Annotated in this window: 14 protein-coding genes; 11 read left to right on the top strand and 3 right to left on the bottom strand. The window is 38.1% G+C overall.

What is annotated here, in order from left to right; translation table 11 throughout:
• Positions 1–113 precede the first annotated feature (113 nt).
• Positions 114–1,076: a S8 family peptidase gene (locus B371_RS0118550; protein ID WP_019415821.1), complete on the bottom strand. Its 963-nt coding sequence runs from the start codon at positions 1,074–1,076 to the stop codon at positions 114–116.
• 905 nt (positions 1,077–1,981) lie between these two features.
• Between B371_RS0118550 and B371_RS0118545 the strand changes: the two genes are divergently transcribed.
• The 11 genes from B371_RS0118545 to B371_RS0118495 all read left to right on the top strand — a co-directional run bounded on the left by B371_RS0118545 (position 1,982) and on the right by B371_RS0118495 (position 13,381).
• Entirely contained in the window at positions 1,982–2,440 is a 459-nt protein-coding gene (locus B371_RS0118545) for an Lrp/AsnC family transcriptional regulator (protein WP_019415820.1), read from the top strand.
• A 364-nt stretch (positions 2,441–2,804) separates the two neighbouring features.
• Positions 2,805–3,398, top strand: a complete 594-nt coding sequence (locus B371_RS0118540; protein ID WP_019415819.1) for a nitroreductase family protein — start codon at positions 2,805–2,807, stop codon at positions 3,396–3,398.
• Entirely contained in the window at positions 3,398–3,991 is a 594-nt protein-coding gene (locus tag B371_RS0118535) for a nitroreductase family protein (protein ID WP_019415818.1), read from the top strand. The genes B371_RS0118540 and B371_RS0118535 overlap by 1 nt, the downstream gene beginning before the upstream one ends.
• Positions 3,981–5,189 (top strand): dipeptidase, encoded by a 1,209-nt coding sequence (locus tag B371_RS0118530; RefSeq protein WP_019415817.1) that lies wholly within the window; start codon positions 3,981–3,983, stop codon positions 5,187–5,189. The genes B371_RS0118535 and B371_RS0118530 overlap by 11 nt, the downstream gene beginning before the upstream one ends.
• 16 nt (positions 5,190–5,205) lie before the next feature.
• Positions 5,206–6,897, top strand: a complete 1,692-nt coding sequence (locus B371_RS0118525) for an ABC transporter substrate-binding protein (RefSeq protein WP_019415816.1) — start codon at positions 5,206–5,208, stop codon at positions 6,895–6,897.
• 63 nt (positions 6,898–6,960) lie between these two features.
• Positions 6,961–7,944 (top strand): ABC transporter permease, encoded by a 984-nt coding sequence (locus B371_RS0118520; RefSeq protein ID WP_019415815.1) that lies wholly within the window; start codon positions 6,961–6,963, stop codon positions 7,942–7,944.
• Entirely contained in the window at positions 7,944–8,861 is a 918-nt protein-coding gene (locus B371_RS0118515) for an ABC transporter permease (protein ID WP_019415814.1), read from the top strand. Before B371_RS0118520 ends, B371_RS0118515 begins: the two co-directional genes overlap by 1 nt.
• A 15-nt stretch (positions 8,862–8,876) precedes the next feature.
• The gene (locus B371_RS0118510; protein WP_019415813.1) at positions 8,877–9,887 is read left to right on the top strand and encodes an ABC transporter ATP-binding protein; all 1,011 of its coding nucleotides are present in this window, start codon (positions 8,877–8,879) and stop codon (positions 9,885–9,887) included.
• Entirely contained in the window at positions 9,866–10,903 is a 1,038-nt protein-coding gene (locus tag B371_RS0118505; RefSeq protein ID WP_019415812.1) for an ABC transporter ATP-binding protein, read from the top strand. Before B371_RS0118510 ends, B371_RS0118505 begins: the two co-directional genes overlap by 22 nt.
• The gene (locus B371_RS22135; RefSeq protein ID WP_019415811.1) at positions 10,866–11,615 is read left to right on the top strand and encodes an aspartate/glutamate racemase family protein; all 750 of its coding nucleotides are present in this window, start codon (positions 10,866–10,868) and stop codon (positions 11,613–11,615) included. Before B371_RS0118505 ends, B371_RS22135 begins: the two co-directional genes overlap by 38 nt.
• Positions 11,616–11,629: 14 nt before the next feature.
• Positions 11,630–13,381, top strand: coding sequence for a M28 family peptidase (locus B371_RS0118495; protein WP_019415810.1), 1,752 nt, complete (start codon positions 11,630–11,632; stop codon positions 13,379–13,381).
• Positions 13,382–13,630: 249 nt separating this feature from the next.
• On the opposite strand, the gene ald is transcribed toward B371_RS0118495, so the two are convergent.
• The gene (ald, locus tag B371_RS0118490; RefSeq protein WP_019415809.1) at positions 13,631–14,770 is read right to left on the bottom strand and encodes an alanine dehydrogenase; all 1,140 of its coding nucleotides are present in this window, start codon (positions 14,768–14,770) and stop codon (positions 13,631–13,633) included.
• A gap of 315 nt (positions 14,771–15,085) precedes the next feature.
• Entirely contained in the window at positions 15,086–16,024 is a 939-nt protein-coding gene (locus B371_RS0118485) for an MBL fold metallo-hydrolase (RefSeq protein WP_019415808.1), read from the bottom strand.
• Positions 16,025–16,186: the final 162 nt, after the last annotated feature.

Here is a 16,186-nt window from a genome sequence, read left to right as displayed (position 1 = left end):
GTTCTAAAGAAAAGAGTTATTGCATATTAAAGGTAAATAGGTAATAGGCACTTTAATCAAATATATGAAAAAACAGATGCCTTAATTGAAAGTATGGGGCATCTGTTTTTTCTTTATATACTTATCAGAGCTCTTACTGTTGGTTGATCAAAGACTTTTTTAACATAATCCAAAAGTGTCAAATAAACAAGGCCGTTTCCTTCAATCTTTGGTGAGTTCCCAAGTGGAACGGTTCTTTTTATTAATTGGGAATACAATTCAGGGACGGTCAAATCACGTTCAAAAGTTGAATTAGAAATCACTTTTAACAATGCCAATGCGCCTGATACGTGTGGAGCAGCCATTGATGTGCCGCTTAATGTCGCATAATTTCCATTGAGATAGGTTGAAACGACTTTCTCTCCAGGAGCGACTAAATCAACTTGATTATTTGAATTGGAAAATTCAGATGACTGCCGTTCTAGGTTAACTGCACCTACGCTAATCACTTCGTTGTAACTTCCAGGATAGCCAAATTCATCTGTTGAATCTTGATCATCTCCATCATTACCCGCTGCACATACTACTAAAATGTTTTGATTTACTGCTTTAATTATTACATCATGCAGCTCCTTTACATCAGTCGGTCCACCTAGAGACATTGAGATAATGTCTACTTTTTGGTCGATAGCGTATTGGATGGCTTTAATAATCCAGTCGTATTTCCCCGAACCATTTTTCCCAAGTACCTTCAAGATTAATAAGTTTGCTTCAGGCGCGACGCCTACAACACCAGTATTATTCAAACTAGCAGCAATCGTTCCGCATACATGTGTTCCATGCCCATTATAATCTTCAAACTTTAAGGAATCTCCTTCATCGTCCTCTGTGAAATTGTATCCACCAACGATTCGATCCATTAAATCTGGGTGATCCGTATCGCAGCCTGTATCTAAAACTGCTACGGTAATACCTTGTCCTTTTGTTTCTTGCCAAATCTCAGGGGCTTGAATAATCTCGATTCCTTTAGGTATTTCATTTACCATTTCTAGGTGCTCTACTAATACGTAAGGTATTAAATGTACATATTTTTCCATGTTCTCCCTCCTCCAATTATTTTTAAGCCGGTTCTTGATGTAATTTAATTGTATGAATTTTGAAATAAAATTAATAGATTACAATGTAGGATTTTAGAAGATATAAGAATAGGTATATGTCCTTGAAATTTACAAGAACATTTTATAAAATTTTTCATTTTGACAGTACTCGACATGATTTGATAATAAAAATTTAATAGATAATAATAACAGTGTTTTATATTCGTTAGAGAAATCAACAACAGGATTAATTTAGGTATTATACCCATTTTATTTAGCGAGAAGATGATTATGTTCACGTTATTAGGATCTAATGCGATGAAGAAACAGTAGTTAATTGGGTCTAGATTGGTCGCTACCTTATTAGTTGGAGTTGTAGCTTGATGGGCAAAAGAAAGCTAAAAGGATGCAAACAATGGAGCAGGCTCAGAATTTATTCTTGTGAAATTAATAATTTTTTCTTCAAGTGAATTATACTTTTCAGAGATATGGAAGACGGTAAAATGGTAGGTTACGACATCGTTGTCGGTTCTGAAATTGGATTTAAGCCATTGCGATTAATAACCATATAATTACAGATGAACGTAAAAATAAATGAGTTTCACTCAGCCTTACTACTACTCTGATTCCAAGATTTTTTTACACCTCATTTATCGTTTCGGGAATTTACTATTGGTCTAGCTGTTCATGTCGGAGTTTACATATCTGAAGTCATTTGAGGTTCGATTAGTTTAATTGATAGAGGCCTGTAATTTTATTTACAGATATTAATATTTTTTTATTATTTATAAAAAATATTAATATATCTTTAAATTTTAAAAAAATATTTAGTACTTCTTTAAAATTTATATTGTTTTCTTGAAAACACTTAGTTATAATGAAATTAATTAGACGGAGGGTGACTGATGATTGACTTGACTGAATTAGATATAAATTTATTGAAATCTCTTCAAAAAGATGGGAAGAAATCCTATACTCAGCTTGCTGAGGATTTTAATACCACGGTAGCTACCGTTAGTAATCGTGTACAACGTTTGATGGACAAGGATGTCCTTAAAATTGTGGGTGTTGTGAATCCCATTAAAACTGGAAATCCGTTTGTTTGTATTTTTAATATGAAGGTATCCATCCCGAAATACGAAGAAGTGATTGCCAAACTTCATGCTATTCAAGATGTTCGTTATATTGCTGCAACAGTAGGTAAGTTTAATTTAGTGGTTGAGGTTGTAACGTCTTCGAATACAGAATTATATAGAATTATACGTGAGGAATTTAATAATATTGAAGGCATAGAACAATACGAATCACTATCTCTATTAGAAGTCCATAAACAATCCTATGAGTTTGGGGCTGGAGTAAAATAATTTTAAAGTTGAATAAAGAACTTGCTCAAAAGTGAGTGTTCAAAAAGGAGCATAAAAAGAGCCAAGTAGGTCGAGGCGGCGTAGCCTTCGAGCACCGGAGCGTATGGTGTTGATACGTGAGGAGCAGAGAAGCAAGCCAACGAAGAGATACGACAGCTATTTTTAGCGGACTTTTTGAACAACCTCTAAAAGGGTAATTAAAAGTTCGTATACAAGGAGGTGAATAGGAAGCCATAAAGTAAAAGATTGATAGTTTGGTCTAGTTATGTTTAAAATTTTGAATTTGATAATTTTAAAGGAAAAAATTTTTTTAAAATAAATAGTCAGAAAATTTTAAGTATAAGTACTATTTTGTTAATGGGAGGTGAGAAGGATTAATAATACGACGAAAAATATCAAAGAATCTATAGATTTACTTGAAACGATGAGCAATATCGTTAATGTACGTCATTTTGAATCTCGTTCTATTCCAATAAAAACACTTAATTTATTGTTTGAGGCGTTTAGTCTTGGTCCTTCTTTAGCAAATCAGCAGCCTTGGGAAATTATTGAAATAGAACAAGAAGAAGTCAGGAAGATTGTTAAAGCAACACTGGATCCTTTCTTAACAGTAGGGACAACCGGAGGACAAAGTTGGTTGAGTTCTTCACCACATGTTTACTTAATCATTAATGATTTAAGACGTGCTGAAGCTAGGATCGGTCAGGTCGGACAAGTTTTTTCAACACAAGATACGTTCGCGGCTCTACAAAATTTAAGAATATATGCCCAAATTGAAGGTGTCGGAACTTCAGTTGTCAGGGAGTTTGACACAGATTTATTAAAGAAGGAATTAAAAATTCCAGATGCCTATTCTCCGGTCGCTATTTTGGCAATGGGTTATTCAATTGACGAACCTGAGATTCCTCCGAGATTTACGTTTCATGAAATCCTCCATAAGGGGGGTGTAGAAGATTAATGACACACGAAGAAATTTGGTCGATTTTTGATCGGCGTGCGAGTGTAAGGAGTTTTTCAGATCGCACCATAGATGATGAAACGGTTGATTTGCTCATCCAGTGTGCTGTGACAGCTCCATCAAATGGAAATATGCAACCTTGGGAATTTATTGTAATAAGGAGTCAAAGCATAAAGGAAAATATCGTTGATTGTACATTTCTCGGTTATCACTCTAAAGGAGGGACTCATCAAAACTGGATTAAGGATGCACCCGTCATTATTGTAGCTTGTGCAAATCAAAAAAGAACGCGTGCACGATACGGTGAAATGGGGAATATAGGATCAATTATCGATGTAGCGGCTGCGATACAAAACTTACTGATTGCGGCGGCTAACCTAAAGTTAGCATGCTGTTGGGTTGGAGGGTTTGATGAAGGAATGTTAAAGGAGCATCTAAAGTTACCACCGAATGTAAAACCGATTGGTGTGTTACCTATTGGATACTCTACTGAAAAACCAGTTCGAAAGAATCGCTTAAAGATTGACCTTATCACACATACAGAAACATATCACAGTAAAGATAGAAAGGAAGATACAAAGAATGCCAATTAAACAGAAACCATATAACGACTATCGCTCATTTTCTTATTTAGAGGAAGGAAAAGACTATAAACCATACAAACTATCTAAAGAGTATGACCGTGTAGAACCATTTGTTTATCCAGTTTCAGAGGATGAGGAAAAGCGTGTTGAATCAATTTTTGATGAAAACATTATTATTTCCCTGCATGAACATACATTTGTGACTCCTAATGATGTCGGTGAAATTTTTGAATTTCGAAGACAAGGTAGGGATTGGACCGGTTATGAAGGGCTAAGTAAATCTGGGTTAGATGTTATTTTTGAAAATTTTATGGATGGAACAGCATTTATTACGTCGAATGCTGGATGGAAATGGAATGATGTTCTTCACGACTTAGGTATTCGATATAGTGATTTTGCGCATCAGGATTTAGTAATTCGTGCAGAGACACTAGATGACATTCAACGGGCAAAAAAAGAGAATAAAATAGCTTTTGTAACTTCTTTAGAATCTGCAACTCAGATTGAAAATGAAATTGATCGAGTCGATATTTTATATGGATTTGGCGTCAGAGTAATGGGGATTGCTTACTCAGAAGCGAATTCACTAGGATCCGGTCTACGTGAAAAAAACGATTCTGGATTAACAGTCTTTGGTCATAAGGTAGTCGAACGTATGAACAAGCTTGGAATGACAATTGATGTTTCGCACTGTGGTGATCAAACGTCACGTGATGTAATTAAGGCAAGTAATAAACCAATTTTCATGACCCATGTCGGAGCACGTGCAATTTGGGATATTAGTCGGTTAAAGCCAGATGATGTCATTATTTCATGTGCTGAAAAAGGCGGCGTGATTGGTATTGAAGCAGCACCACATACAACGATGACACACAATCATAAGGAACATACGATTGAGTCTGTTATGGAGCATTTCGAATACACAGTGAAGTTAGTTGGGATTGACCACGTTGCTTTTGGTTTGGATACATTATACGGAGACCATGTAGGATTACACCACGCTTTTGCAGAAGCTCTTTCAATTAGCGCTTCACATGCAGGTCCACAATTTGAAGAGGTGCCTTATGTTAAAGGGGTAGAAAACCCTACAGAAGCATATCAAAACGTGGTGAGATGGTTGGTTAAGCACGGTTATTCCAATGAAGATATTGGCAAGGTAATGGGAAAAAATATCATGCGTGTCCTTAAGGAAACGTGGATCAAATAAGAGGAGGGAATATCTTATGATGAAAAGAAAATGGCTGTTTTGGTTTGGATTAGCAGTTTTGCTTACAGTTGTGATTTCAGCTTGTTCAAACGAGGAAGTAAAAGAAGATGTTGTTAAAGAGGAAAATGTTGTGGTAGATGTTGATCCAACTCGTTATCTTGACCCGATTTCAATTTTATCCAGACCGCAGTCTGCGGCACCGGATGAATACGAGACTGCTATTTTAATTCGCGATGCGTTAATTGAATTAGGTGCTGAGACCGAAGTGCAAACAATGCCTTGGGAGCAGTTAGCGGATATCGTTTGGTACGAGAGAGACCAATGGCAAATGACAGGATGGCAAATGGCTGCACGTCCTGAACGTTTAGACCCTGATGAATTTACTTACAACTTGTTCCACTCGCAGGGGATGGTAGATGGATACAACTTTATGGGATACAACAATCCTGAATATGATGCACTTGCAGAGGCACAGCGTGTTGAGGTGAATCAAGATGTACGTGCTGATTTAATTAAACAAGCACAACAACTTATCGCTGATGATGCAGTTTACCATTTTACGGTTCACCCAGACATTAACATTGTTTATAACAAAGATGTGTTTGATGAAGGAACAATTACAGACATGACAGGTATGGGAGCCCGTAACTTCTGGACATATGTAAACGCAGAACCATCGGGTGACCAAACAGATATTATTTTGAACAGTGCAGATAATGTTCAAGCAGTTAATCCATTCTATATTAGTGGTTCAACAGACTCGTGGATAACTGAGTTAATATGGGATCGAGTAATGAGAATGAATGATAAAGGACTACCTGAGGCCTGGGCAGCAGAATCAGTGAAGTGGGTAGATGATACAACGGTTTCAGTAGTTCTTCGTGATGGAATGACATTCCATGATGGTAATCCTGTCACAGCTGAGGATGTTAAGTTCTCATTTGAAGCTCCTAAAACAGGTGAAGTTCCAATGTATCAACCTTTTGTTGAATACATTGAAGAAATTGAAGTTTTGAATGATTTAGAATTAGTATTTCACTTATCTCAGCCATGGGCAGCATTCGAAACGGCCAGCTTGGCTAAGTTGAATATCGTTCCTAAACATATTTGGGAACCAATCTTAACTGACCTTCAAGATTCACCTGAAAATGCTGAATCTTTTCAAGAAGATGTACCTGTTGGATCAGGACCATATAAGTTCGATGCATTACGTTTCCAAGAAGAGGTTGTTTTAGAGGCTAATGAAGAACACTTTAATGCACCAAAATTTGATCGTTGGATTGTAAGAATTATTCCGAATATGGAAGCGGCACTAGGTATGATTCAAAATGGGGAAATCAATTTCTTAGCAACTTACACTGGGGATGCTGAATTGTTGAACACTCGTGTTGAAGAAGCAGGAAATTTAGAAATGGTCACATCCGTTGACCTTGGGTTCCGTTTCTTTGCGGTAAATCAACGTTTGGAACCATTTAATAATTTGGCATTTAGAAAAGCACTACAAGCCGTAATCGATAAACAATTGATTACTCAGATTGTTTGGAAAGGTTTTGCAACACCAGCAGATAGTGTTATTGCACCAACTCTTGAATTTTGGAAGAACGAGGGAATTGAAACACCGACGGGTGGTATCGCTGAAGCACGAAATATCTTAAGCGAGGCAGGCTTTGCATGGGATGAAGATGGTAAATTATTGAAACCTGAATAAAAATGTATTAAATAAAAGGGCTCTGATACCTAGAGCCCTTCTATTCAAAAGGGTGGTGAGACTATGAACTGGATGTATTTACTTAGAAGAATAGGACAAATGATTTTAACATTATGGGTCGTTGCGACGATATTGTTTTTTATTTTCCGTTTAATGCCGGGAAATCCGTTAGCCGCCTATATTGATCCTACTTTCACGGCAGAACAACAACAAGAATTGATGCGCCAATTTGGACTGGACAAACCGTTGTGGGAACAATACTTCATCTATATGGCAAATTTACTTCAAGGTGAATTAGGTCAGTCATTCTTTTACAAAGATTCTGTTACATCTATTATGATGAATGTCTTACCCAACACGATTTACTTAATGGTGTTTTCATTTGTAATTGCATACGTTCTTGGAATTTTGTTTGGTGTATTGTTCGCGTGGTATAGAGGTTCAAAGTTCGAGACGATCGGATTGATTGCAACGTTAATTACTCGTTCAGCACCACAGTTTTGGGTAGGGATGGTTTTATTAGCGATATTTTCGTTTCACTTTGGTTGGTTGCCTTCAGGTGGGGTTTCCGCTGCAGGTTCACAATACAATTCAGAATGGGATAAATTAACTTCACTTGAATTTTATAAATTTCTCTCTTTACCAGCTTTTACGTTGATTTTTTATTTAATTGGTTTACCACTGTTGCTTATGCGTTCAAATATGTTAGATGTGTTAGGTGATACGTATGTTGAAATGGCGAAAATGCGAGGGTTAAGCAAATATCGAATTATGTTTAAATATGGTGCACGCAATGCAGCTCTTCCAGTATTAACCGCTATGGCAGTTGGAATTGGTTATACAATCGGTGGAAATGTCATTATAGAAACAGTATTTTCATGGCCAGGAATTGGACGTTTACTTGTGAATGCCGTAACCGCTAGTGACTATCCATTGGCACAAGGTGCGTTCTTAGTGATTGCTGCATTTATGATTTTTATGAATTTTGTAGCAGACCTCTTATATGGTTTATTAGATCCAAAAATTTCGGCGGGAGGGGGTAAATAATGGAGCAAATGATAGAAGAGCAGAAGGGTAAAGATTCTGAGTTATATATAATTTTAAAGAATTCATGGAGTAATTTTTTTAACTTTTTCAAAGAAGATCGATTTGCGATGGTGGGGCTAATTATCTATTTATTCGTCGGAATAATCGCTATTTTTGCTCCAGTTATTGCACCATATGATCCCCATGAAATGTTACGTTACGATGGTGAATACCGAACTAATGCTGGACCAAACAGTGAGAATATACTAGGAACAACAAATATGGGTCGCGATGTATTTTCACAGCTTATTTATGGTGCAAGACCAGCTGTGTTAGTAGGCGTAAGTGCCGCATTTATGGTTGTTTTAATAGGAACATTGGTTGGGCTTGTCGCGGGCTATTACCGGGGGAAAGTTGATACGTTCTTGATGAGAGTTACAGATGTTGCTTTTGGAATTCCGTTTGAGCCCTTTGTAATCGTGTTGGTTGCGTTTCTAGGACCCAGTATTTGGAATATTGTACTTGCGATGGGGCTTTTATTGTGGCGAGATACAGCGCGAGTTATTAGGTCACAAGTTCTTGTTGTTAGGGAACGAGGTTTTGTTGAGTCAGCAAGAGTTGCTGGAGCGTCTAATTTCCGAATTATTTTCAGACATATTACTCCGAATATTTTGCCGTTAGCACTGTTATATGGTTCTCTCGCAATGGGTTGGGCAATTTTAACTGAAGCGGCCATTAGCTTTTTAGGTTTTGGAGATCCTTCTGCGGTAAGTTGGGGGTTTATGCTTAATGATGCCTTTGTTTCTCAAGCATTATCAAGAGGGTCGTATTCGTGGTTTGTTCCTCCTGGAATTTGCATCATGCTTGTTGTGATGGCCGGATTCTATATTGGTAGAGGGTCTGAGAAAATCTTATACCCAAGAATGAATCAGTATTAAATTGGAGGGGAAAAGATGAGTTTTTTAACCATTGAAGATCTGAAAATTCATTATCAGTTAAAGAACAGTGTCTTTAAAGCGGTTGATGGTGTTGATCTGACAATAAAAGAAGGACAAATAATTGGAATTGTTGGGGAAAGCGGATGTGGTAAAAGTACCCTTGTGAAAGGGATTATGCAGGTCATGGCAAGAAATGGCTTCATTGCTGCTGGTGATATTAAATATAATGGTGAATCGATGATTAAAATGTCTGAATCGAAGCGACGGGCTATTCTATGGAAAGATATCGCGATGATACCCCAGGCTTCAATGGATTCTTTAAATCCAGTTTATCGGGTTGTCGATGCCTTTATTGAAGTCATGACTTTAAAAGGTGGAAAGTCAAAGAAGGAAGCTATTGTTCGAGCAGGGGAACTATTTGAGCTCGTTGGAATAGATAAAAAACGTCTCCGTGATTATCCTCACCAATTTTCAGGGGGGATGAAGCAAAGGGTAGCAATTGCTTTGGCACTTTGCCTCGACCCCAAGATTATTATCGCGGATGAGCCTGTAACGGCACTAGACGTCATCGTTCAGCACCAAGTCTTGACGATGTTAAATAATTTAAGAAGTCAATTTAACTTAACCGTTATCCTCATTACACATGACATTTCAGTAGTAGCACAAACATGTGATGAACTAGCTGTTATGTACGCCGGGAAAATCGTTGAAAAAGGTAATATTAGAGATATTTTAAAAAGTCCAAGACACCCGTATTCAATGGGGTTAAGCAATGCATTTCCAGATTTACTTAAAAACGATAAGCTTATCTCAATTAATGGGAGTGTCCCAAATTTAGCATTGGAACAAAAAGGGTGTCGCTTCGTATCTAGATGTCCATTTTCAGTCGATATTTGTCACACGCATGAACCTGAATTGACTGAATATGAAGAAGGTCGTTATGCAGCTTGCCATCGTGTACATGACTATAATGAGCTACAAGAACTGGCAAAGGGGGTGTCTGTATGGGACAAAGTGACTTCTTAATCGAAGTTGAAGATTTAAAGAAATGGTTTTACCCAAAGCAGTCACTAATTGGTCGTAGAAAAGCACCTCTTCGTGCAGTTGATGGTATCTCATTTTCCATCAAGAAAGGAACGTCAATTGGTATTGCGGGTGAGAGTGGATGCGGTAAAACGACGACAGGAAAACTTTTACTTAAATTGTATGATGCAACGGAAGGAAGTTTCAAGTTTGATGGGGTAGAAATGAATTCCGGTATGACGAAGCAAGAGCTTAAAGATTTTCGCCGGAAAGCACAACTTATGTTTCAGAATCCATATGAAGCTCTTAATCCTCGTTATACCATTTACCAGTCATTACAAGAACCATTAATCATTCATAAATATGGTACGAAAGAAGTGCGCCGGAAAAAAATCATTAATATGCTGGAAAAGGTACGTTTGACACCAGTTGAAAGCTATCTTCACAAGTTTCCTCACCAACTCAGTGGTGGTCAGTTGCAGCGTGTCGTTTTAGCACGTTCATTGGTTGTAGATCCTCTATTTTTAGTCGCGGATGAACCTGTTTCTATGCTAGATGTGTCAGTACGTGCTGGTGTGTTGAATTTAATGCGTGAAGTCACTAGCACAATGGGATTAACAACGGTCTATATTTCGCACGACCTTTCCCTAATCAAATATTTATGTGAAGAAACAGTCATCATGTATTTAGGGTCAATAGTTGAAAAAGGACCAACAGATAAAATTTTATTTTCACCAATGCATCCATATACAATGGCTCTAATCTCAGCAGTACCATCGTCCGATCCAGATGTGGAATTAAAAGAATTAAATATTAATAATTCCATTACGTCGGCTGACAATATTCCAGATGGTTGTAAATTTCAAGATCGATGTCCATATGCACAAGAGATATGTTTCAAACAAGAACCACTGTTACAAAAGACGAAGAACGACCATTTCGTTGCATGTCATTTTTCTGAAGAAATAGGAGGCAAACAATATGAAAATCGTTTATGTAGTACCAGGTCCTATGGATAATAAAGAAGCAAAAAGAAGAGAAAACTTGTTAAAAGAGTGGGTGTTCCCATCCACAGAGGTAGAAGTACGAACTGTAACGACAGGCCCTGCTTCAATTGAATCGATGTATGAAGAATACTTGAGTATACCCGAGACAGCAAAGTTAATGGTTGAAGCAGAACGGGAGGGGGTCGCTGGGGCTGTCCTTGGATGTGCTGGTGATCCAGGACTAGATGCTTATCGTGAGTTGACAAAAGATATGGTTATTATGGGGCCTGGTGCTGTTGGAATGCACGCTGCAGTACTTCGTGGGAGTAGATTTTCAGTTTTAACTGTAATGGATAGTACGATAACGAGTGTCTATGATTTGGTGGACAAAGCTGGTTTACGCTCGAAATTTGTTTCTGTTAGAGCTGTAAATATTCCAGTCCTTGATTTAGCTAAAGACCGTGAAGGGACTCTTGCAAAGTTAGTTGAATACGGTAAGAAAGTTTTAGAAGATGGAGCGGATTGCATTGTTTTAGGTTGCATGTCGATGGGCTTCTTAGAAGTAGCTGAGGATATGGAAAAAGAGTTAGGTGTTCCGGTTATTAACCCTGCTAAAGTAGCAATCAAGATGACGGAGGCTTTCGCACATATCAACTATACGCATTCAAAAAAAGCATTCCATACACCACCAAAAATAGCGAATGGTAAAGTAAAATCTTTAGACGAATTACTTGTAAGCAAATAGAAGGAGGAGTTGTAATGGAAAAATTAGCGACAGTAGAGAGCGATTTATTAGAACAACTGAATTTGGATATTCCAAACCAAGTACTAGGTAAATTTCAAACACTTATTCGTGAATCAAGTAGTGAAGATGAAAAAGAAGCGTTTAAATTTCTGGGAAGTTTACTAGATAAAGCAGGAGTACCTCATACGATTCGCAATCCAAAGATTTACTTAAGTGTTCCTGTTTCAGCCTCTGTAGAAGTGAACGGCAAGACATTCCGAGCAAAAACACCAGCCTTTTCAAAATCTACAGACGGATTGACAGGAGAGCTCATCTACATTTCGGCCGGTGCTGAGTCAAACGAAATGGATATTTTTGCACTAGATGTGTTAGATAAGCAAGCATCTTTTGAAGGGAAAGTGGTTGTTTCAGAAGGGTTTGCGATGCCTGCTCGTGTGAAATACTTTGAAGATCGTGGAGCATTGGCTTCCATCTTTATCAATCCTGGAAAGAATATTCACGATGGAATTTGTACACCTATTTGGGGAAGTCCGGATCTAGATAATTACGAAACAGAGCCAGAAGCTGTTTCCATAGCCGTCAACTATGAGGATGGTCAAGAACTGATTAAACTTGCACAGGATAGTAATACACAAGCAACCTTGAAGACCAAGCTTAAAAAGGGATGGTTTGAATGTCCTCTTTTGGATATTCATATTGAAGGAACTGAGGAACCTGAGAAATTTGTCTTATTACATGGGCATCTCGATTCCTGGACTTATGGGCTTGGTGATAATGCAACAGGTGATGCGGCTTTGGTTGAAATGGCTCGCGTTCTTTATCATAACCGAAAGCATCTTAAACGCTCAGTACGTGTGGCGATTTGGCCAGGTCACTCGACGGGGCGCTATGCTGGCTCAACTTGGTTCGCGGATTATTTCGGTTTAGATCTTGAGGAAAACTGCGTGGCACAAGTTAACTGTGATTCTCCTGGTTGTCGATGGGCTACCTCTTATGAATTTATGGATTGGACAGAAGAAGTCGATGGTCATTGCCAAACGGTAATTCTTGATGCGTTAGATAAGCCATCAAAAGGAAATCGACCAGCCCGGGCTGGGGATTATTCGTTTAATAATATTGGGATTTCGTCTTACTTTATGTTGTCATCGACAATGCCACCTGAATTAGCTGCTGAAAAGGGATATTACCCAGTTGGTGGTTGTGGAGGAAACATCGTATGGCACACTGAAGATGACTTAATTGATGTGGTTGATACCGATATTTTATTGAAAGATATGAAAATGTATTTATTGGCCGTCATTCGTAATGTAAATGCAACGGTGTTACCTTATGACTTCACAAAATCGGTTGAGTCACAATTAAAGGTATTAGAAAAATATGAAGAAGCTGTTAAAGGTGTCTTCACTTTTGCAAGTGTGAAAAAAGACGGTGAGAAATTACTCACTGTAATACAAGAATTTAACGAAAAGCTAGAGCCACTTAAACAAAACGGTTCTCTTCAAGACCAGCAAGTTAAACATGCAAATGACTTGTTACTAGAACTAGGTCGTGAGCTTATTCGAATAAACTATTCACGTGCGGGCAAATTTAGACACGATCCTGCATTAAATATACCGGCCCTTCCTGATTTAGCTCCAGCCACCGAGTTGCATGATCACGAAGAGGGAAGTCATTTATATCTTGTGACATTGAATCATTTATTGCGTGGAAGCAATCGAGTTTCTTCAACCTATAGAAAGTTAATAAAAGAGCTAAGTAATTTCTAAACTAGTGTATTCCTCCCCTTAGAATATAGATGCAAGAGTTAACCGGTATTATAGTAATAACCGAACTGTGGATCTTCACCACAGTTCGGTTATTCTTTTGTAATGGTTAAATAATTATTTGGTATTTAATAATCTATTGACGTCTGTAAAGTACAAAATAGCGGTCGCGATTGTTCTGAGGCCACTATTGTTTCATACAGTTGGTTGCTATTCTTTCTCTATCCAGAAGGAGATATTGAGTACGTAACATCAATATTTCCTTTGCATTTCACGATTGAGCAATTCGAAAGCGGGTACGTAATTATAACCAAGATCTTGTGCTACGGCTTCATATGTTACATTTCCTTCTAGCGTGTTCAGTCCTTTTAGAAGTGCTTCGTTATCTAGGCATGCCTGTTTATATCCTTTATTTGCGATTTGTAATGCATATGGAACAGTTACATTGGTCAATGCCATCGTAGATGTGTTTGGAACAGCACTTGGCATGTTCGCTACAGCGTAATGAAGAACGCCATGTTTTTCAAATGTGGGATTGTCGTGTGTTGTGATCCAATCAGATGAAGTCTCAAAGATGCCTCCTTGGTCGATTGCGACGTCAACAATTACTGAGCCTATGGACATGGATTTGACCATCTCTTCTGAAACAAGTTTTGGTGCTTTCGAACCTGGGATGAGGACCGCCCCTATTATGAGGTCTGAGTTTTTAACAGATTCGGAGATATTAAATGGATTGGAAATGAGTGTTTGTACATCATTACCAAATAACTCTTCCAGCTGACGAAGGCGCTCAACGTTCAAGTCCAATACGGTAACTTGTGCACCTAAGCCGATTGCTACACGCGCAGCATTTGTCCCAGCAACTCCACCACCGATGATCGTCACTTTTCCGCGTTGAACGCCTGGCACACCGCCTAACAGAATACCCTTTCCGCCGTAAATCTTCTCAAGAAATTGTGCCCCGATTTGTGTAGCCATTGCGCCTGCAACTTCACTCATCGGTGTCAATATCGGCAATGTCCGATTCGGAAGCTGTACCGTTTCATAAGCAATTGAAATTACACTTTTCTCTAGTAATGCTTTCGTTAGTCTTGGGACTGCCGCCAAGTGTAAATAAGTGAATAGAATTAGGCCTTCATGAAAAAAATGATACTCTTCTTCCAGTGGTTCTTTTACTTTCATGACCATATCAACGTCCCAGGCATCAGCTGCCATTTTGACAACAGTTGCGCCCACAGAAATGTAATCTTGGTCTGTGAATCCTGATTTCAACCCAGCCCCTGTTTCAATAAACAATTCATGTCCAGCAGTCTTTAGTGTCACGACACCACTTGGAGTCATCGCAACTCTGTTTTCGTTGTTCTTAATCTCTTTCGGTACACCGATTCTCATATCTGCACCTCACTTATTATTATTGAATACCTCTTTCAATATTAATACGATAAAACTAGTCTTATAACCTATTATATTAATTGTTCCAATAATTCTCACTTTACGTAATGTCAAATGATTTAATGAATGGTTATACAAAACGAAGGGGAGTGGGTGGAAGCTGGAGGAAAAAAGCTTTCCATCAAAAAGTGATATACCATTGACCAATCATCCAAGTGAGGAAGGGATGAATTTTTGCCGAAAGATTCCTGTAGAAAAAACATAAAAACCAACATCCTATAACCTCTTTTGGATGTTGGTTTTTAAAATTTAGAATTATTTAGATAAATAATCAATCATTCCAAAAGCACTGACTTGCATGTCGAGTTTAATGATTTCGTATACTTCATGATTATCCTTTACATCCATTTCTCGGAGATGATTCCTTACCAAGTCAAACAGCCTGTCAGCGAGTTCATCTGCCCCTTTTTTTTCGTCAACCACCGCTTGGGCTTCATCCATGAAAATTTTCAGCCATTCAGCCACTTGTTTAAGAGCGTTGTTCGGGTTTTTAGTCATTCCATAATGGCCGTAATAAATGGAAGTCAGGTTCATTGCAAGCAAACGGTCAATTGCTTGTTGCATCGCTTGTGGGTCAAATTGGTTTGGTGAAGTGGATGGAAGAAACAAGTCTATACCATCGCGAACCAGTTGATCATAACGGATTCCTACCGTGTCTCCCGTAAAGATACCGTTGCTGATGGGATCATAAATACTAAAATGATGTTTCGCATGACCCGGTGTATCCAAGAATTGCAATGTGCATGTCGGACTAATTTTTAATAGATCTCCTTCATCTTTAGCGAGTAACCGATCTTCAGGTATCGGAACAATCGGCTCGAATAAATTTGAAAACTTCTCACCGTAAACCATTTTTGCACCAGCGATTAATCTCGTTGGATCCGCTAAATGCCTTGCTCCTTTCTTATGTACAACAACTGTGGCATTCGGACAATCTTGAAGCAGTAATCCTGCTCCTCCTGCATGATCCAGATGGACATGTGTCACAATGATATATTTTACTTGATCAAGTGAAAATCCTAACGCTTCCAAGCCTTTTTTTACATGTTGAACGGAAGGGCTTGGGCCAGATTCTACAAGTGTTAGATGTTCTTCGTTAATGACATATGTTCCAGTCCGTTCAGCTAAACCTAAATCAAATCCATCAATCAGATGGATTCTATCATTTAATTGGACAGGGTGTTTAATTTCCAATAATATAACCTCCTTGAATGAAATAAAGTCTACATGAATTCAGAAAACAGGTGATTGAATTTATTTTATTCTGAATACTCTATTCAGTTTAGTCCAACAGGAGCTATCTTTCAAATTGATAGAGACAGAGATATTGATTTTCTTTAACATTGTTGAATTAAC

Source organism: Paenisporosarcina sp. TG20, from assembly GCF_000286315.1.
GTDB lineage: Bacteria > Bacillota > Bacilli > Bacillales_A > Planococcaceae > Paenisporosarcina.
Note: the sequence above shows the minus strand (reverse complement) of the source record. Positions and strands in the feature narration are given on the sequence as shown.